The organism is Psychrobacter vallis (assembly GCF_904846715.1).
Lineage (GTDB): Bacteria > Pseudomonadota > Gammaproteobacteria > Pseudomonadales > Moraxellaceae > Psychrobacter > Psychrobacter vallis.
This window is the reverse complement of the sequence record NZ_CAJHBU010000011.1, coordinates 73,188-91,682: the sequence shown is the minus strand read 5'-3', so window position 1 is coordinate 91,682 and position 18,495 is coordinate 73,188. Positions and strand designations below refer to the sequence as shown.

The 18,495-nt window shown below is 42.3% G+C and carries 17 protein-coding genes; 12 read left to right on the top strand and 5 right to left on the bottom strand.

From position 1 onward, the window contains the following. Positions 1-82: 82 nt before the first annotated feature. The 3 genes from JMY02_RS08710 to JMY02_RS08700 all read right to left on the bottom strand — a co-directional run bounded on the left by JMY02_RS08710 (position 83) and on the right by JMY02_RS08700 (position 2,457). Positions 83-400 carry a hypothetical protein gene (locus JMY02_RS08710; RefSeq protein ID WP_021813924.1) on the bottom strand — a complete coding sequence of 106 codons (318 nt, stop codon included), beginning with the start codon at positions 398-400 and terminating at the stop codon, positions 83-85. 96 nt (positions 401-496) lie between these two features. After that, entirely contained in the window at positions 497-1,177 is a 681-nt protein-coding gene (lolD, locus tag JMY02_RS08705) for a lipoprotein-releasing ABC transporter ATP-binding protein LolD (protein WP_201597227.1), read from the bottom strand. A 44-nt stretch (positions 1,178-1,221) separates the two neighbouring features. After that, positions 1,222-2,457: a lipoprotein-releasing ABC transporter permease subunit gene (locus JMY02_RS08700; protein WP_201597226.1), complete on the bottom strand. Its 1,236-nt coding sequence runs from the start codon at positions 2,455-2,457 to the stop codon at positions 1,222-1,224. 444 nt (positions 2,458-2,901) lie between these two features. On the opposite strand from JMY02_RS08700, the gene JMY02_RS08695 reads away from it, so the two are divergent. Further along, on the top strand, positions 2,902-3,876 hold the full coding sequence (locus JMY02_RS08695) for a hypothetical protein (protein ID WP_201597225.1): 975 nt from the start codon (positions 2,902-2,904) through the stop codon (positions 3,874-3,876). A 127-nt stretch (positions 3,877-4,003) separates the two neighbouring features. Here JMY02_RS08695 and JMY02_RS08690 read toward each other — a convergent pair whose 3' ends face one another. Then, positions 4,004-4,393, bottom strand: coding sequence for an SCP-2 sterol transfer family protein (locus JMY02_RS08690; protein ID WP_201597224.1), 390 nt, complete (start codon positions 4,391-4,393; stop codon positions 4,004-4,006). 858 nt (positions 4,394-5,251) lie between these two features. On the opposite strand from JMY02_RS08690, the gene ccoN reads away from it, so the two are divergent. From ccoN to JMY02_RS08660, 6 genes are all read left to right on the top strand, one after another. After that, positions 5,252-6,733 carry a cytochrome-c oxidase, cbb3-type subunit I gene (ccoN, locus tag JMY02_RS08685; RefSeq protein ID WP_201597223.1) on the top strand — a complete coding sequence of 494 codons (1,482 nt, stop codon included), beginning with the start codon at positions 5,252-5,254 and terminating at the stop codon, positions 6,731-6,733. A 9-nt stretch (positions 6,734-6,742) separates the two neighbouring features. Then, positions 6,743-7,381 carry a cytochrome-c oxidase, cbb3-type subunit II gene (ccoO, locus tag JMY02_RS08680; protein ID WP_201597222.1) on the top strand — a complete coding sequence of 213 codons (639 nt, stop codon included), beginning with the start codon at positions 6,743-6,745 and terminating at the stop codon, positions 7,379-7,381. Then, entirely contained in the window at positions 7,381-7,560 is a 180-nt protein-coding gene (locus JMY02_RS08675) for a CcoQ/FixQ family Cbb3-type cytochrome c oxidase assembly chaperone (protein ID WP_021813915.1), read from the top strand. The genes ccoO and JMY02_RS08675 overlap by 1 nt, the downstream gene beginning before the upstream one ends. Beyond that, entirely contained in the window at positions 7,560-8,699 is a 1,140-nt protein-coding gene (gene ccoP / locus JMY02_RS08670; protein WP_201597230.1) for a cytochrome-c oxidase, cbb3-type subunit III, read from the top strand. Before JMY02_RS08675 ends, ccoP begins: the two co-directional genes overlap by 1 nt. Before the next feature lie 540 nt (positions 8,700-9,239). Continuing rightward, positions 9,240-10,649, top strand: a complete 1,410-nt coding sequence (ccoG, locus tag JMY02_RS08665; protein ID WP_201597221.1) for a cytochrome c oxidase accessory protein CcoG — start codon at positions 9,240-9,242, stop codon at positions 10,647-10,649. A gap of 146 nt (positions 10,650-10,795) precedes the next feature. Then, complete coding sequence (locus tag JMY02_RS08660) at positions 10,796-11,377, top strand: FixH family protein (RefSeq protein ID WP_201597220.1); 582 nt, start codon at positions 10,796-10,798, stop codon at positions 11,375-11,377. A gap of 100 nt (positions 11,378-11,477) precedes the next feature. On the opposite strand, the gene ttcA is transcribed toward JMY02_RS08660, so the two are convergent. Beyond that, positions 11,478-12,557: a tRNA 2-thiocytidine(32) synthetase TtcA gene (ttcA, locus tag JMY02_RS08655; RefSeq protein WP_201597219.1), complete on the bottom strand. Its 1,080-nt coding sequence runs from the start codon at positions 12,555-12,557 to the stop codon at positions 11,478-11,480. A gap of 234 nt (positions 12,558-12,791) precedes the next feature. On the opposite strand from ttcA, the gene queC reads away from it, so the two are divergent. The 5 genes from queC (at position 12,792) to JMY02_RS08630 (ending at position 18,328) form a co-directional block, all read left to right on the top strand. Further along, the gene (gene queC, locus JMY02_RS08650) at positions 12,792-13,571 is read left to right on the top strand and encodes a 7-cyano-7-deazaguanine synthase QueC (protein WP_201597217.1); all 780 of its coding nucleotides are present in this window, start codon (positions 12,792-12,794) and stop codon (positions 13,569-13,571) included. A 395-nt stretch (positions 13,572-13,966) separates the two neighbouring features. After that, positions 13,967-14,296 (top strand): hypothetical protein, encoded by a 330-nt coding sequence (locus JMY02_RS08645; RefSeq protein WP_201597216.1) that lies wholly within the window; start codon positions 13,967-13,969, stop codon positions 14,294-14,296. 351 nt (positions 14,297-14,647) lie between these two features. Continuing rightward, positions 14,648-15,145 carry a peroxiredoxin gene (locus JMY02_RS08640; protein WP_201597214.1) on the top strand — a complete coding sequence of 166 codons (498 nt, stop codon included), beginning with the start codon at positions 14,648-14,650 and terminating at the stop codon, positions 15,143-15,145. Positions 15,146-15,232: 87 nt separating this feature from the next. Next, positions 15,233-16,729, top strand: coding sequence for a dihydrolipoyl dehydrogenase (locus JMY02_RS08635; protein WP_201597212.1), 1,497 nt, complete (start codon positions 15,233-15,235; stop codon positions 16,727-16,729). A 396-nt stretch (positions 16,730-17,125) separates the two neighbouring features. Then, on the top strand, positions 17,126-18,328 hold the full coding sequence (locus tag JMY02_RS08630) for a mechanosensitive ion channel family protein (protein ID WP_201597210.1): 1,203 nt from the start codon (positions 17,126-17,128) through the stop codon (positions 18,326-18,328). The last annotated feature ends 167 nt before the right edge of the window (positions 18,329-18,495 follow it).

The window sequence follows — 18,495 nt, the reverse complement described above, 5'->3', positions numbered from 1 at the left end:
AACTACGGGTCACCATCTAATCAGCTTAAAACTCTGAGGAAATGGTGTGATATTTAATCCTTATCTACTACAGCCCCTTTATTTATAACAATCCGTTTTGCTCTTTATGATTATCTATAGCTGCCTTAACGTTATCGCCAAGGTTAGTATCCATTACGAAAACCTCAATCACTTTATCATCTTTAAGTAGCGTATAGCGCTTGCCTGTTGCACTATCTTGCGCTTTTAGATTGTAATCTGCCCCAGCCAAAGTGATGGCATCAAAAACAGGCGTTAACAGCTCTATTTGTGCCTGTTTATCAATCGTATCGAACAGTGTCGAATCCATGTAGGGCTTTAATGGTTCAACACCTTCTTCAGCACTACCAAAAGCAGCAATCGGATCATCATTTTCGTTCATGGCATCTATCCTCATAAAGTAAGTAAGGCTAAAGGCTGTCGCCCTTTTTTATATTTTATTGACTATTCTTTTCTTACTCATAGTCAGGCCGAAGCCCTAATACTGCTCCCAATGACCATTACGCAACAATAACTGGCGATCGGCAAGAGCCGCTAAATTGCGATCATGCGTTACCATGAGCAAGGCTGTCTGCATGGTACTTTGCAACTCTGACAACAGTCCAAAAACGCTTTGGGCGTTGTCATAATCCAAGTTACCTGTGGGCTCATCCGCCAAGATAAGCGATGGTTTAGTGACGAGTGCACGGGCAATAGCCACACGTTGACGCTCACCACCTGATAACTCACCTGGTCTGTGCGCCAAACGGTGCTCGAGACCGACACTGTTTAAAATGTCAATTGCTTGCTGACGCGCTTCGGTCGTCGACACTTTTGGGCGCATCAGTAATGGCATAGCGACATTTTCTACAGCCGTAAATTCAGCCAACAGATGATGAAACTGATAAATAAAGCCCAAATGCTTGTTGCGCATCGCGCCGCGCTCAGTCTCATTCATAATATTCAATAGCTGACCATGCAGCCAGACTTCACCACTGGTTGGTGTATCAAGACCACCAAGCAAATGTAGCAAGGTACTTTTACCTGAACCACTGGTGCCAACGATAGCAATGCGCTCGCCAGCATAGACATCCAAATCTAGGCCAGTCAATACTTGCGTACTCACTGCCCCTTCATCATATATCTTGTTGATATTTTTTGCCTCTAAAATGGCAGACATGACGCTTCCTTTATCTTATTTATTTCGGTATTGGTGCGTTTAGATTACTCATAACGTAGTGTTTGGGCGGGCTGAATTTTAGCCGCTCGGCGGGCAGGATAAATGGTGGCCAAAAAGCTCAGTATAAATGATGCACCAGTAACCAATACCACATCCACCCAGCGCAGTTGCGATGGCAGATAATTCACAAAATACGCATCAAACAGATTTAGATTAAAGACTTGGTTAATAAAGCCCAAAATATCACTGACTGTGAGTGCAAATATAATGCCCAAGATTGTCCCAGCAATCGTCCCGATAACACCGATGACCACACCTTGTACCATAAAGACTTGCGTAATCAGACGAGGCGAGGCACCAAAGGTTTTTAAAATCGCAATGTCTGCCTTTTTGTCGGTAACAAGCATGACTAGGCTTGAGACAATATTAAAGGCGGCGACTAAGATAATAAGGAATAGCAATAATCCTACCATGGCTTTTTCCATCTGAATGGCGCCGAACAGATTGCCATGCGTCTGCGTCCAATCATTGGGGTACAACTGCTGAGGTGCTATCGCCGCTGCTTTTTCTGCTGCTATTGGCGCGGTAAAGATGTCATTCAGCTTCATTCGCACGCCCTGCGCGCCCTCTGGAAGGCGTAGCAGTTTTGCGGCATCACCCATTGGAATAAAGGCCATAAGACTATCTACTTCAGGACTGATGGTAAAGATACCTGTCAAAGTGAAGCGCTTAAATCTTGGAATGACACCAGCTGGTGAAGGAGAGGCTTCTGGCAATACCAAAGTCACTTTATCGCCCAGTTGCAGACCCAATGACTGCACCATCTCCTCACCTAGTACGATACTGAAATCCCCATTTTGTAAAGTATCAATACTACCTTCAATCATGTGCTCATTAATGATAGAGACATTTTTCTCATACTCAGGATCAACACCAGTCACCATAATTCCTGCGACTTGGCCATTTGATGTCAACATACCTTGCAGTTGAATGAAGGGCGCGACCGCTGCCACCTCTGGATCTTCTTTGATTTTATCGGCCAATTGCTTCCAATCACTGATAATCTCAGTTGAGACGACCGTTGCTTGTGGCACCATACCCAAAATACGAGTTTTTAACTCACGATCAAAACCATTCATGACCGATAGCACCGTAATCAATACGGCCACCCCAAGAGTCAGACCAATCATCGAGATGAGCGAAATAAAGGAGATAAAACCATTACTACGCTCTGCTCGGGTGTATCGTAAGCCGATAAATAACGCTAAAGGACGAAACATATTCAAACTCTTTATCTTATCTACGTGCGACTTTGTATATGTGATAAACAAGCAACAATAAATGCACTTGTTTTTGCCATACTCACACATAAATCGAACACAACAACAGGGTTTCAGACGAGCCAAAGACAGCTGTCAAAAGGGAGCTAGTTTGACACAATTTGGCTGATATATGCCAGTTATTAGCACAAACTGGCTGTGTTTTTTTGATAAAAACTCAGTTTTGTTACTATTTTTTATACGGGGCTTGCTATTACCTGCGTCAATACCTATATATTGTATGCTAAGGACAATTGTCATTCACCATTCATTGTTGTTTGTTGACCCTTCGCTGATGACAACGTTGCTTACTGTCATTAACCAATAGTGTTAAATATTGGCTGATACGTAAATAACAACAGTTTTAGGTCCAAACCTCACGCTGACTTAATTTTGAGTATCTTCATGACCATTAATTATCAATATAAAAACATCCAGTCCCCCACTAAGATCACTTTAACTGACGAGCAATCTGCCGGTCATGCCGACCATTGGAGCATTCTGACCGATGACATGAGTCATGATGTGCCAGAATGGCTACAGAAAATGATTGAAAAGGCGGCAATGCCCAAAGGCCTCAATAGTAATGTGAGTGCTCAGGATAGCTGCCTGCTGCTATCAGAAGACCAGCCGTGTCATATCAATCAAGTGCTCGCGATGAAAGATGGCAAGCCTGAATGCTTTATCAATGCCTATCCTTGTATCGATAGTCCTTATGGACTTAATTGTAAAATTGAGCGCATCATCGCCAATGACAACTCACACGATGCAGTGCTACGCTTGCGCACTGCTGATGGCAGTATCATTTATGCTTTTGATCAGCTTTATACCCCAAATCGCCATTTATATCAGCGAGACATCTCTTATTTTGTAAATTTAAGTGCTTGGGCGCATGAGATTAAACTGAGCGATCAGCACGAAGTCATTATGGTTGAGGATCAAGAAGCCATCCGCTACCACCGTGCATTTAACGATATCGTGGCGGCCAATGACGGAAAAATACCCGATGATCTACAAGAACAAATCAAAGAATGGAAACCAGAAACCAAAGAACAAATGGCTCCTGTAGAGATTAATCTGGGTCATATGTGTGCCTATCTGTTCGGTGACACTTTGGGGCAAGAAGATGAGGCATGGTGTCAAGGTCAAGTACTTGGCAAGCAAGAGACGGCGTTTAATGGTCAATCCATTATTCTGTTCGATGTAGTGATACTGCGCGAACAAGATGCTGATCCCTTTGTGATACGTATTGGCGCACTCAACACGCCAGAAACTGCCACTATTAAAGTGCAGGACTACGTGCAGGCAAACGTATGGCTACAAGCCGCTATCTATAAAGAAAACCAGCAAAATACAGCGCAGCAATCGAAGGCCAGTTAACTACTTTATGAGTCATCCGCTACTTTTAAGGATGACTGAATGCCTTACCAAATAAAAAGCCCCTAATAAGCATTAGGGGCTTTTTGTGTTATTACAATCGTCGGGACAAAACACTGCGAATATAAAATTAAGCCATAGTCGTCATCGACTTGATACGCTTATATAGCTCTTTCTGTTCAGTGCTTGGACGAGCCGTTTGTACTGCCATTAATTGCGACATGTCGCCTTCTACACGGATCTTACCACCCATAAAGGCACCCATAATTTCATTGGTATCAAAATCTGTGATGATTGACTGTAAAATACTACGGTCAAGTAACAAGGTGGTGGTCGCCGAATCATTTAAGCCCTGATGCAATAAACCGTCAGCGAAATTGGCTTCGATATCTTGCTCAGTATCCGATACTTTGAGGTTGACGATCATATTAGCCAATGCTGGTGGTAAGTTGAGCTCACCCGCTTCGTTACCCATTTTTTCAACTTGCTCAAACCATTCATCTGTCAAAAATACTGCCATATTGTTGTCCTTAATTCGTATTATATTAGGCTAAATTTTTTGGCATCCTCGCTTAACTGGATACCAAATTATAAAATAATTATTGATAACAGCGGTATAAAAAACGCTACCACCAATCATATTCAGCCTTATTATAAAGGTCGGCTTGATGATAAGTAAAACTTATTTACACGGCTAAAGCTGCAATTGTTACAAAAATTCTTCGGACCTCGGTCAGTATGCTCAGTAATTACTGTTTTTTTATGACCCAAACCTTTCTCTAGAATAGTAGAAATATTGGGTATAAGATAGAAAAATAGCATCGTCATAATAAGTTGCTTGCTAAGATTTTTACCAAAGAGTTTGTATTTTGGCGCATAGTTCTGATGATATTTGATTAAGATTGCGTTACAATACCCTTAAACAGAGTCGGGAGTTTTAACTAAACATTACGTAAACATGTTTTTTTGTCAGCCGCCGCTAGTATACGTCTGGGGTTCGTACGTTTTTACGACTCTATGGACATTGGTATCTATCTTCATTAGTGCCGTTTATTGGTAATAATTAAGATAAATACTTAGCCTCATAAGATGTTTAATGCTCAAAAACGGCGCATCTTCTCATTTACCTTAACGACTTTTAACAATCCTACTATCAATTAGCTATAAGCGCAGGGCGTTTGAAACGCCTTTTCTGTCTATTAATGCTAGCGGATATGAAGCAAAAGCTGAGATTGATAGTTAAATAACGTTACGGTAATAAGCAAGTCAAAAAACAGCATGTACCGCAACCATTGTCTGATTATTACTTTTTATAATGCAGATGACGCGGAGAGTTAGTTAATTCTGTTGATAATTCGGGCTGTAAAGGAATCATCCAATGAGTTTACAAAACACAGCAGTCGCCCCAGTGGACCGTGAATACGAAATTACTGTCATAAGATTCTTTACGACAATGGCCGTGGTATGGGGCATCGTCGGCATGAGTATTGGCGTGTTCATTGCTTCTCAGTTAGTATGGCCGGCACTCAATTTCGATATACCATGGCTGACGTTTAGTCGTTTAAGACCGCTACATACCAATGCGGTTATTTTTGCGTTCGGCGGTTCAGCCCTGTTCGCAACATCTTATTATATTGTTCAGCGCACCTGTAAGACCAGATTATTTGCCCCTTATCTGGCTTGGTTTACTTTTTGGGGTTGGCAGACGGTTATCGTAGCGGCGGTTATTACCCTACCTTTAGGTCTAACATCATCTAAAGAATATGCTGAACTTGAATGGCCTATCGATATTTTGATTGCTCTGGTATGGATCTCTTATGCCATTGTCTTCTTCGGCACACTCATCAAACGTAAAACCTCACATATTTATGTGGCTAACTGGTTCTTTGCTGCTTTTATTATTACGATTGCGCTATTGCATATCGTAAACAGTATGGCAATTCCTGTTAGCGCCTTTAAGTCTTACTCATTGTTTGGCGGTGCCACTGATGCCATGGTACAGTGGTGGTACGGCCATAATGCGGTAGGTTTTTATCTAACGGCGGCGTTCCTCGGAATGATGTACTACTTCGTTCCTGTACAGATTGGTCGTCCTATTTACTCTTATCGTTTGTCTATCGTTCACTTTTGGGCATTAATTGCTGCCTATATGTGGGCTGGTGGTCACCATTTGCATTATTCAGCGCTTCCAGATTGGACGCAGTCGCTTGCTATGGTGTTCTCAATCATCCTATTTGCACCGTCTTGGGGTGGTATGATTAATGGCGTGTTAACCTTATCAGGTAGTTGGGATAAGTTACGTACCGATCCGATCATTCGTTTTATGATTGTGGCATTGTCATTCTATGCGATGTCGACGTTCGAAGGCCCAATGATGTCTATCAAAACCGTAAATGCGTTATCGCATAATACGGATTGGACGATTGGACACGTACACTCAGGTGCACTTGGCTGGGTCGGTATGATTACTATTGGTTCACTATATGTACTGCTACCGCGTATTTATAACAAACCAAAAATGTACTCTATCAGCTTGATCACGACGCATTTCTGGTTAGCAACAGCGGGTACTATCTTCTATATTGTATCTATGTGGATTTCAGGTATTGGTCAAGGCATGATGTGGCTTGCTACCAATCCAGACGGTACTTTGGTATACAGCTTTGTTGATACCGTTGAATTCTCGCATTTCCCCTATATGGGTCGTGCATTTGGTGGTCTTCTGTATGTATCTGGTATGTTTGTAATGGCATATAATGTCTATAAAACAATCAAGATGCCAGAGGGTAAGCCTGTAGATATTGCTGATCCGACTGATCATGAACCTAGTGTCGATCAAATCTCGACAGCTAAAGTATAAGGAGCGATCATGGCTGGTACACCGCATGAAATTATTGAAAAAAATACAGGCTTGTTGGTCATCGGTATCGTTATTGCTATTAGCTTTGCAACGCTAGTTGAAATCGTGCCATTGATATATGATAACAAGGGTCCCGAAGAAGGTGGGGTGAACGCTCCCCTTCCTTCTATGGAGCCATGGACTGCGTTAGAGTTTGAAGGTCGTGACATTTACATTCGTGAAGGCTGTCATGTCTGTCACACCCAAATGATTCGTCCGTTACGTGCCGAAGTTGAACGCTATGGTCCATACTCACGTGCTGCTGAATCAACGTGGGATCATCCATTCTTATGGGGTTCAAAACGTACTGGGCCTGATCTAGCACGTGTTGGTGGACGCTATTCTGAAGATTGGCAAAAACAGCATTTGATTGATCCACGCTCACTAGTACCTGAATCAGTAATGCCTGGTTTCCCATGGCTTGCTACCAATGAGGTAAATGGAGTAAACGTTCAAAGTAAAATGCGTCTATTCCGTGATCGCTTTGGTGTGCCTTATACTGAAGAAGATATAGAGGGAGCACCTGATGCTGTTCTTGGTGCCACTGAGCTTGATGCTTTGGTTGCTTATCTACAGCAGTTAGGCACCGCGATGGAAGGACAGCGCTAATGGGTATTGGTGAATTACAAACGATTGCGACCGTTTCTGCCTTTGTTGCCTTCGTAGGTGTTGCATGGTGGGCGTATTCGCCAAAAAACAAAAAACGCTTCGAAGAAGATGCACAACTTGCGCTTGATGACGAAGATATAAAATCTCTGTCTGAAGAGCAGCGCAATAAGGATAAATGATGACATTTTTTTGGAGTTCTTGGATTACCATATTAAGTTTCATGTGCTGGGCGTTTATCCTTGCCATCTTAATAATGGTATTGAAGTACAAGCCAAAACTAGAAGAGGACGGCACCACTGGCCACACTTACGATGGTATTCAAGAATACGATAAGCCACTGCCTAAGTGGTGGTTAGTAATATTCTTTGGCTCTATCGTTTGGGGTGTTGCATATTGGGTATTTTTCCCTGCTATGTTTCCAAAACATTGGGATGGCCTTGCGACGGTCCAAGTGGATGGTGAGACAGTACCGTGGAGCTCTAAAAACGAGCTGTATAGTGAGCTTGAGAGCAATAACAAAGTTTTTACTGATAACTTTGAACAGAACATTTTGGCAAAAGCAGATGCCAGTGGCGCTACCTCGACCTTAGCAACACTTGCAGATATGCAAGCGACGATGCGTCATAGCGAGACTCCACCAGCAGATTTGCAAGCTCAGATCGATGAAAAAGTTGCAGAGCTTTCGCCTTACGTTGAGAAGTTATCTGAAAACCCAAATGCTTTGAAAGTTGGTAGCCGCTTGTTCTTACAGAACTGTTCTGTTTGCCATGGCTCAAACGCTAAAGGCGCTGTAGGCTATCCTAACTTGACCGATAACGACTGGTTATATGGTGGTGAAGCTGCCAACATCTTGACCACATTGCATAATGGGCGAGTTGGCGGTATGGCAGCATGGCGTGATCAGATAGGTGAAGGTGGAGTACGAGCGGTATCTGAGTACGTCCTGTCTATATCTGGCAATCAAGAAGGGTATGATCTTGATCAAACCATGGTCGCTCAAGGTAAAGTAATTTTCAACGAGCCGACCAATTGTGTGCTTTGTCATGGTAGTGACGCTAAAGGCATGATTTCAACTGGCGCACCAAACTTGACTGATGATATCTGGTTATATGGTGGTGATCGCGAAACTGTTCGTGAGACCTTGCGTTATGGTCGTGCTGGTGTGATGCCTGAGTGGCAAACTAAGTTAGGTAATGAGCGCATTATGCTTCTTGCTGCTTATGTTTACTCACTATCAGATAGAACGGCTCAACCAGCTACTAAAGCATCCCCTGCTACCACCGCTGTTCCAGTAACTGCGGCGGCAACTGCTAACTGATAGTTTAGGGCGTGTCCTAGTTAGTCACTATGTTATAAATGGATAAGCATCAACAAAAGGGAGAACTGTTATTGCAGTTCTCCCTTTTTATATATTTATAGTAGAGCAATTACTTCATATGAGTATTGAGTGATTAGTATATCGATAGTGGTTCTTATATATAGATTGCTTTTTGCCACTATCACCCCATTTATAGTGGGGAGAATGCTAAAATGGGCACGCCTAAAAACCACTCTCGAGTCTTTGATGTATAGGGCTATTACCCATTTTTATTAAGTTATACCAATCTCCAAAATTAAGGTAGCAAGAAAAACGAGTGCGCGTACTGTAAGCTAAAAGATTTTGACACAGCGAATCGTATTTTTTGGTTTTGCTATTATTTACAATCGATCAATTGGTAGACGGAGTAGACGTTATTATTTTCGACGCCCTTCCCGCTACTTACTGACATTGATAACATTGCACACTCTTACATCTTATTATTAAAGGTGTTTGTTCATCATGCCAGCAGACTGATTCTTTTTTTAAAGAGGCACGTTTATGTCAGCACAACAATCCAATAAAATTCCTGTACAACAGGTTGATCTTGATGCGACCAAACACCGCGTCCATCCTAGGTTTGTCACAGGTTTTTATCAAAATATTCGTGTCATCACGATGTATGCGCTTTTGGCTGCTTTTTTGCTTTTGCCATGGCTACGTTATAATGGCAGACAAGCAATATGGTTTGATGTCCCTTCACAGCATTACTATATTTTCGGCATGACATTTTTGACCCAAGATTTTTATTTTATTGCTGCGTTTGCCATTATTGCTGCTTTCACTTTATTTATGGTGACTGTCTATGCAGGTCGCGTATGGTGTGGTTATGCCTGTCCTCAGACGATTTGGACACACCTCTATCAGTATGTTGAAAAATGGGTAATTGGCGATCGTAACAAACGAATTAAATTTGATAAAGCCCCAATGAGTGCAACCAAAGCAGTTAAGCGCTCGGTGGTATATTCTATTTGGTTTTTACTCTCTGTAGGTACAGCAGCGACTTTTGTAAGCTATGTCGCTGGGACAGATTATTTGTATCAGAGTTGGCAAACCATAGGTTTTATGCCTATCCCCGACTGGCCAACATGGATATGGGTGTCCATGTTTATTTTTACGTTTGCAACCTATGCCAATGCGGGCTACATGCGTGAGCAAATGTGTGTACAGATCTGCCCTTATGGTCGTTTCCAGAGTGTGATGTTTGATAAAGATACGCTGATTGTATCCTATGATTACGAACGCGGTGAGCCGCGCGGCGCCCGCAAAAAAGGCACCAATCCTGAAAACCTAGGTGATTGTATCGAATGTACTATGTGCGTACAGGTCTGCCCCACTGGTATCGATATTAGAGATGGCTTGCAAGTTGGTTGCATCCAATGTGCCGCGTGTATCGACGCTTGTAATGAGATCATGGACAAAGTTGGCTATCCACGTGGGCTTATCCGCTACACAACCGAGCGCCAACTGGCCGAAAAAGAACCCAGCCGAGTCCTTCGTCCACGATTATTTGCTTATTTGGCTTTATTGGCCATATTATGTGGCGGCGTGATATATGCGTTAACTGACCGTGTGCCCTTAGAGATTGATATTCGTCGTGACCGTAATCAGTTGTCTTCAATGAACAATCAAGGCATGATTGAAAACAGTTACATCGTAAAACTGACCAATAAAACGCAGGATGCTCATACCTATAATATAACGCTTGCACCGCAAGAAGGTTTGACTTTACAGCTACGTTTTAATGATGTGCCACTTGAAGCTGGCGAAAGCTTCGATATGCCTGTGAGTATTTATGGCGATCCTGAGGTTATTGAGTTTGGTCAAACACCCGTAACCTTAAATGTGGTCAGTGAAGATGGTAAGTATAAGGTGAGCAAGCAAAACATCTTTACCACTCAAGGCCAGTAAGTTATAAGAGTTTAGCTAGATAGTGTATTATATTTTACCCGCTGATCAGTGATTAGTGGGTGTACGATTTATCATTAAACTGGCAGAATATAGCCGTCAAATTATACGTTGATACAGCTAATAGGTATCTGATTAATAGGTATTTTATGTCTACTCCAAAGCCGAACTTTAAGCACCAAGATACTCAGCCATGGTATAAGAACTATATGGTGGTCATTTTTGTTATTGGGTTGCCAGCCTTCGTAGTGGTTGCTTGTATCTGGTTTGTTTATTACTCTTACCAAATCCGTGACAGCGTGGTACGTGACGACTGGTATATGGATGGCAAAACACTTTATCACGATGTATCACGTGATAAGCTCACTCATGACTTAGATTTGCACGGCAAAATGCAGCTTGCTGATAATGGCGATATTGTGTTTTATTTGAACTATCCTGAACAAAGTTTGCAATCAGGCAAACTACTGAATGGCACGCCGCTTACATATCCTGAAAAGCTAGAGCTGTCTATCTCGCATGCAACCGACATCAAAAAAGATCGTGATGTGGTACTACAGCATGTCGAGGGCAATAAATACAGCGCGCAAGTAGATATGGATCCCGTAAAAGCCAAATACTACTTACAAGTAAGTAACGACGGTCAAGATGATTGGCGAATGCAACATGTGGCAAAACTGCCACGCTCAGAGGTTAACTTCAATCCATTACCAGTTTTTGCCAAAAGTTAATTTCATTCAAATTGCACTGTCTAAACATATAAAAAAACCAGCCATTCATGAATGATGTGCTGGTTTTTTATAAACAATACAATCTAATTGACGACACGCCCTAAAGAACAGGATTAATCGTTGGGATTTTCTGCGTTGGACAAGGATTTTCTGATGCTTGATCTGTATTTGCCAAAGACGGTTTATCGCTAGCAAATCTCGGATTGAAAGTTTGTGTTTTTGGTGATATTGGTAAGCCAATTTCAGCAAGACTATCGGTCTGCCCTGCTTGAATATTATCACCTTCGAACATACGCTCAGTATCATCACGGTCCAGACGTAACTGCTCAAAATCAAACAACTCACGGTCAGCCAATTGCGATGGTGCTACGTTTTGCATGGCTTTAAAAATAGAGGCCAAACGCTGCGGATGAGCATTGTCCCATTCGCGCAGCATGTCGTTAATGATGGCGCGTTGTAAATTGGTTTGACTACCGCATAAATTGCACGGAATTATTGGGAACGCTTTTAAATGGGCATATTCAATGATGTCTTTTTCTTCAACATAAGCCAATGGACGAATAAGAAGATTTTGTTTGTCATCACTGAGCAATTTAGGTGGCATTGATTTGAGTGCGCCGCCATGGAACAAATTCAAAAAGAAAGTGGCCAACATGTCATCACGGTGATGACCAAGGGCTATCTTGGTCGCGCCAATTTGCTTGGCAAAACCATATAACGAACCGCGGCGCAGGCGTGAACAGGCTGAGCAATAAGTTTTGCCTTCGGGCACCACACTTTTGACAATACTATAAGTGTCTTTTTCTAAGATATAGTGGGCAATTCCTTGCTCGTTTAGATATGCTGGCAAAATATCTTCAGGATAACCGGGCTGCTTTTGATCGAGATTGACTGCAACGATGTCAAAATCGATTGGCGCAATGCGTTTGAGCAACAACAAAATATCCAGTAATGTATAACTGTCCTTACCACCGGACACGCAAACCATCACTATGTCGCCATCTTCGATCATATTAAAATCGCGAATGGCCCAAGATACTTGTCTGCGTAGCTTTTTTTGCAGCTTTTGCAACTCTGCCGATTCAGTAGGCATCGACTGCTCAGCAGCCACTGTATTTCCATCCATACTATCGTCAAACTCAGGCATGATTTTTGGCGTAAATAAGGTCGCTGCAGTCATAAGTTACTCAATATATTTACAAGAAGGGTTTTGCGATAAAAGCATGTGTCATTTATCAAAACTATTAATGTCTTATCACGAATGCTTTAAAGGCAGCGATTATAACAAATATTGCTAACAGATTGAAAAGATGACATTAAATTATAAAGGCATTTTTATCGTCGCCCTATGGTTCTGTAACAGTCGTATTTTTGCTAAAATAGCCGTTTTCGTAAACCAATAATAGATATCACTATGACCAACGTTACTACGCAAAGCACTTTCAGCAATCAACCATCCGATACTACCTTAACCACCCTTCATAAAAGCCAAAATGCCGTTGTGCTACTGTCAGGCGGACTTGATTCGGTCACTTGTTTATATTGGGCCAAAGCACGCTATGCGTCTGTGACTGCGGTCAGCTTTAACTATGGTCAACGTCACAATAGTGAGCTGGTTGCCGCAAAAACTATTGCTGAAACTGCGGGAGTCAATCATAGAATCATCGATATTGATATCGCTCAACTTGGGGGTTCGTCACTAACAGATCACAGCATGATCGTACCTGACGGTGATACCGATAAATTTCCCAATAAAAAACGTGATGAGATCGATAACGATGCCATCCCCAATACGTATGTGCCAGCGCGTAATACGATATTTTTATCTTATGCCTTGGCAGTTGCCGAAGTGACCGATGCCAATCATATTATCATTGGCGTCAGCTCAGTCGACTATTCTGGATATCCTGATTGTCGTCCTGAATATATTGCCGCCTTTGAGCATATGGCCAATCTTGCCACAAAGGCTGGGGTTACAGGGCACCACTTGACGATTCAAACACCGTTGCAGCAGCTGTCAAAAGCCAAAACCATTGAGCTTGGTTTGTCATTAGGCGTCGATTATGGTCAAACGATTTCTTGTTACCGAGCAGACGCAAACGGTCTGGCTTGCGGTGTTTGCGATAGTTGTGCGCTACGCCGTCAAGGGTTTGAACAAGCGGGTGTCACTGACCCTACCCACTATCAGCCTTGACATAGTGAGTTCAGTATAAAAATGCGTCAAAACGGCTGGTATGCTTATCTTTAAACGAGAAGTTTCGCCGCATCGAGCTGCGAAGGCAAAGCACGCAAGAAAAATTTATACCCGTTCTACGTTGGAATATAATGGTTCTGTTTCACTTAGAATCGACTATAGACGACATAAGGGTATTTGGATTAAAAAATGAAGCTACTCAACATTTGAGAAACATTCGCTTGCATTAACACAGCACGCTACCGTTGTCTTTTACGCCCTATACTTGCTATGGTATGAGCGATTGCACTTATCGACAGATATAAGCAGCGATATGAGTCAATCACCTATCAGTGATTTGATGCTAATTTGAGTACAAAATTCAAGAAATTGATGCTACCTGTAAGAGGATATTTATGAAGTTTTTGCCGATATTACCCCTAGCCCTAGCTGCTATTTTTGCGATGCCACAAGCAAACGCTGCTGACATCAAGCAAAACAATATCAATACCTGTGTCACGGGCGCGGTCAAATATAAAGTCGCTGACAAAGGCGATGCAACCAAACTCTGTAATTGTACGATTGGGGTCCGAAGCAACATGACCATCGGTCAAATGTGGGAAATTGAAAGCTATGCGCAAGACAAAAAAGACCCTTCAAGCCTACCCTATGTAAAGAAAATGCAAAAAGATTTACAGCAGTGTACGGTTGGCTTGGATTTAAAACAGCCGCAAAAATCGGCCTAATTCACACTCTGTTTAACCTAAAAAAGACTGGTCTCCGCCAGTCTTTTTTGTTGTCAATGAAGGCGTAAAGTGTAAAATTGATTATTAATCGCGACTAATCTGCTTATAATAACCACACAAAATATATTTTATATCTAGGGCGTGTCATCAATTAGATTATGAGCATTAAAATGAGATAAATTGATGCTAAACAAGGAAAAATTCGCAGTGAATATGAACATATTGACAAGAATTTTGACACCGTTTAGCGAAAACTTAGCCATTTTAAGGCCATAAAATGCATCAATGTGCTAATTTATGACACGCCCTAAGTAAGCACCTACATAAATAAAAACCAATAAGGATATTATCATGGCAAAGCCAACCACAGAAAATATTAGTTTACCTGACTTTCCAGTGACCATAGTACGAGAACTGGATGGCAGTTTTATCCATGATGACATCAATCTCAAAGAGATGGTGGCCAATACCGATAAAGGACTGATTCTCTATTTTTACCCAAAAGACAATACACCAGGCTGCACCACACAAGCAGTAGAGTTTACCACTCATCTTAATGATTTCGACGAGTTAGGCTATGACATCATTGGCGTCTCGCGTGACAGCGTTGAGTCTCATGAGAAGTTCATCACCAAGCACAATCTACATATTGCGCTTATCAGTGATAGTGACGAAAAGTTGTGTCAATACTTTGATGTAATTAAAGAAAAAAACATGTACGGTAAGCTGACGCTAGGGCTGGTACGTTCGGCATTTGTGTTTAATACGGATGGCAAGCTGACACACGCTCAGCGAAATTTACGTGCCAAAGGCTATACCGAACGCTTGCTTGGAGTATTAAAGCCTTAGTCGCTTAATTAATTAATCAATCATAAAAAACGCTAGCAACAGCAACCATAGAAGCCTACTATCAAACCACCCCTATTTGAGAACGATATGAACAAATCATCTGGCACTTCTGCTGTTAGTACAACGTCCAAAATCACTCGTAAGGTCTCTGTCGCTATTATTGGCGCAGGTACCGCAGGTCAAAACGCCTTTCAGCAAGCCAGCAAAATCCATGATGACATCGTCATTATCAATGATGGATTTTGGACAACGACCTGCATCGCTGTAGGTTGTATGCCTAGTAAGCTATTGATTGCAGCAGCTGATCGCGCTCACGAAGCCAATCATTCTGCTGAGTTTGGTATTCATGCTACTGTGAAAATAGATGGCAAACAAGTCATGCAGCGCGTGCGTGATGAGCGTAGCCATTTTGCGAGTTACATCAAAGAACAAGTCAATAGCTGGCCTGACCATAAAAAAATCGCAGGGCGTGCTCGTATCAATGAGCAAGGATTGATCGAAGTCAATAATAAGATCATTGAAGCCAGTAAAATTATCGTAGCCACTGGTAGCTCTCCCTCTATTCCAGATGGGTGGGCTGATAAGCTTGGCGATACCATGCTAACCTCCGATAGCGTTTTTGAACTAACAGATTTACCAAAGTCCATGGCTGTCATTGGTGCTGGTGCTATCGGCTTAGAGCTGGCACAAGCGTTCACACGTTTGGGTGTGGACGTGACCGTTTTTAATCGTGCTAAGCGCGTGGCCGGCCTTAAAGATGATGACATTAACAACAAAGCTATCGATTGTTTGAGTCATGAGTTGACCATGCATTTGGGCAGCAAAATTAATGATGTCGGTAGCCAAGCAAATGCGGATGGTAAAAGATCATCTGCATTTATTGACTATGAAGACAGTGCAGGTGAGTCACAACAGTGGCAAGGTGAGTATGTGCTGGTCGCAACTGGTCGCCGCAACAACATAAAGCAGCTGGGTGTTGAAAACTTAGGGGTTGAGCTAGATGAAAAAGACCGCCCAAAGAATCTCAGCAAAAAAACAGGGCAAATTGGTGATTTAGAAGTGTACATCGTTGGTGATGCCAATGCCAATCTTCCACTGCTACATGTGGCCAGTGATGAAGGCTATAGTGCAGGAAGCATGGTCTGCGAAAACGAAAAAGCCGCTTATATTCGCCCGCCAGCCACACCGTTCTCAATCGTGTTTTGCTCACCACAGATCGTCAACGTTGGTATGTCTTTGCCTGACATTCAACAAGATTCAAACTTAGAGTATGTCATCGGTAGCGTAAGCTTTGACAACCAAGGCCGTAGTCGCGTGATGGGCGTCAACTGCGGTCTGCTACATATTTATGGTTGCAAAAAAACCGATAAGATACTGGGTGCTAGTATGGTTGGACCAGATGCCGAATATATCGGTCATATATTGGCAACTGCCATAACCAATGACCTCAGTGTTAAAGACATGCTTGATACGCCTTTTTATCATCCCACAATATTAGAAGGATTACGGACTGCGCTACGCGATGTTCAATACAAAATGGAAATTCCGTACCAGTCCCATGACACACAACAAGATAGCTTTTAATTATCCACTCAGCTACACTTTCAAAATAGAGAGGCTTAGTATCAATCGTCGCTTGCTTTTTGTTTGATTATCTAGGGCGTGTTTGATATTCACAAATAGGCACTGCTGATTGCTAAAACGGTTCCAGACAAGGCGCAAGTCGACGATAATGTTAATACCTTAATTAGACTTGCAACACCGTATGGGGCAATTTTAGCATCAGCCCCAATAATAAAAACAGGGGACAGGACTCTTTTTTGCCGCTTCATTGTTAATAATAGACGTATAGAATAACTATACTCACTATTTTTACCTTCCAATCATCTAAAAAATAGTCTCTGTCAGTGCCATGGTTGAATTATCAAACACGCCCTAAAGAACTTGAGGCAACTCAAAAAATTTTGCATGGACTAAAAAATGCCAATCGCTAGTATTACTGATTTTTTTAAAGAGATTATTCGTGATCTCCATACCAGTCTCTACCTTGCGCTTGGCGGCTCTGCAGATGAAGAGTCTATCGACTGGTCTTCTCAAGCAGTAGAGCTGGCCAGCACTGGCATCAAAATCCTAATATTGCTTGCAGTATTGGGATTTTTTTATTGGTTGGCTATCTACATTCTCAAACAAAGCAGCACGAAAATCCGCCTAAATGAACGACGTGCCAAAATCGTCCGTTCTATACTTCGTTACATCTGGATTGTGGCCAGCTTAATAGCCATCATGAGTCAAATTAATTTTGAGCCTGAGACGATCAAGGCCACTGCAAAAGCCAGTACTTGGGCTGGTATTTACTACGTACTTTGGGCATCCTCAGGACAAATCATTCATAGAATCTTGCAGCACTATGGTCTCAACGCTTCGATAGAGCAGCTGCTGCAAAACATCTTATCAGTACTGCTGTTAGTACTTGGTCTTGCCAGCGTCATGGCGCAATTTGGCTTTGATATTGTCTCACTGGTCGCAGGTTTGGGTATCGTCGGGCTGGCAGTAGGTTTTGCAGCTCAGTCAACGCTTGCCAATTTCATCGCTGGAATCACCATTTTACTTGAGCAATCCTTTCAAGTGGGTGACTGGATTCATATCAATGAAAATGAAGGTCGGGTGGTACTCATTGCTTTACGCACCACCCATATTTTGACTCGAGACAACATCACCATCATTATTCCCAATTCCAATGTCGCCTCATCTGAAGTCACCAATCTGACCTCCAAAAACTTTATACGCTTTGATGTCAGCGTACGAATTGCCTTTGAAGATGACATTGAGACGGCACGCCAGGCCATTTTGCAAGTGCTTGCTGATACCGAAGTGGTGCTCAATCGCCCTGAAACGTCGGCTTCTGTGGCAGAAATTGGAGAGTATGGCGTGTTTTTTATCGTTCGTTTTTGGGTCAAACCAGCAGCGGTTGCCCGCATACCCAAAATCAAAGAAAAATTAAGAGAAGACATCAAACAAGCTCTTGACCACGCTAATATCTCCACGCCTTATCCACACATGCGTTTGCTAATGCCAAAAGATGTTGATTACCCCATTGCAACCAAACCATTTGCGACGACAACGCAGGTGATCTCAGAACAAGCGATCTCAGAAAAAGTCTCACTTATAAAGAGTGATGAATAATGACATCAGAGCAGGTTTCGCACTTGCCATTCAACGGTGGCGATAACATAATCAAAGCATTTATAAACTGGTACATTGATAGGGTCAATTCACTTTGTTAAACACGACCAGTTTGAACCATCCCATCCTGAATTATGGTAAAATCACGGGTTAAATCGCCTCTTTTA

What these genes read in the sequence shown, in the direction of transcription:
- JMY02_RS08710 (WP_021813924.1), bottom strand. Translation starts at nt 400, where the DNA reads ATGAACGAAAATGATGATCCGATTGCTGCTTTTGGTAGTGCTGAAGAA.
- lolD (WP_201597227.1), bottom strand. Translation starts at nt 1,177, where the DNA reads ATGTCTGCCATTTTAGAGGCAAAAAATATCAACAAGATATATGATGAA.
- JMY02_RS08700 (WP_201597226.1), bottom strand. Translation starts at nt 2,457, where the DNA reads ATGTTTCGTCCTTTAGCGTTATTTATCGGCTTACGATACACCCGAGCA.
- JMY02_RS08695 (WP_201597225.1), top strand. Translation starts at nt 2,902, where the DNA reads ATGACCATTAATTATCAATATAAAAACATCCAGTCCCCCACTAAGATC.
- JMY02_RS08690 (WP_201597224.1), bottom strand. Translation starts at nt 4,393, where the DNA reads ATGGCAGTATTTTTGACAGATGAATGGTTTGAGCAAGTTGAAAAAATG.
- ccoN (WP_201597223.1), top strand. Translation starts at nt 5,252, where the DNA reads ATGAGTTTACAAAACACAGCAGTCGCCCCAGTGGACCGTGAATACGAA.
- ccoO (WP_201597222.1), top strand. Translation starts at nt 6,743, where the DNA reads ATGGCTGGTACACCGCATGAAATTATTGAAAAAAATACAGGCTTGTTG.
- JMY02_RS08675 (WP_021813915.1), top strand. Translation starts at nt 7,381, where the DNA reads ATGGGTATTGGTGAATTACAAACGATTGCGACCGTTTCTGCCTTTGTT.
- ccoP (WP_201597230.1), top strand. Translation starts at nt 7,560, where the DNA reads ATGACATTTTTTTGGAGTTCTTGGATTACCATATTAAGTTTCATGTGC.
- ccoG (WP_201597221.1), top strand. Translation starts at nt 9,240, where the DNA reads ATGTCAGCACAACAATCCAATAAAATTCCTGTACAACAGGTTGATCTT.
- JMY02_RS08660 (WP_201597220.1), top strand. Translation starts at nt 10,796, where the DNA reads ATGTCTACTCCAAAGCCGAACTTTAAGCACCAAGATACTCAGCCATGG.
- ttcA (WP_201597219.1), bottom strand. Translation starts at nt 12,557, where the DNA reads ATGACTGCAGCGACCTTATTTACGCCAAAAATCATGCCTGAGTTTGAC.
- queC (WP_201597217.1), top strand. Translation starts at nt 12,792, where the DNA reads ATGACCAACGTTACTACGCAAAGCACTTTCAGCAATCAACCATCCGAT.
- JMY02_RS08645 (WP_201597216.1), top strand. Translation starts at nt 13,967, where the DNA reads ATGAAGTTTTTGCCGATATTACCCCTAGCCCTAGCTGCTATTTTTGCG.
- JMY02_RS08640 (WP_201597214.1), top strand. Translation starts at nt 14,648, where the DNA reads ATGGCAAAGCCAACCACAGAAAATATTAGTTTACCTGACTTTCCAGTG.
- JMY02_RS08635 (WP_201597212.1), top strand. Translation starts at nt 15,233, where the DNA reads ATGAACAAATCATCTGGCACTTCTGCTGTTAGTACAACGTCCAAAATC.
- JMY02_RS08630 (WP_201597210.1), top strand. Translation starts at nt 17,126, where the DNA reads ATGCCAATCGCTAGTATTACTGATTTTTTTAAAGAGATTATTCGTGAT.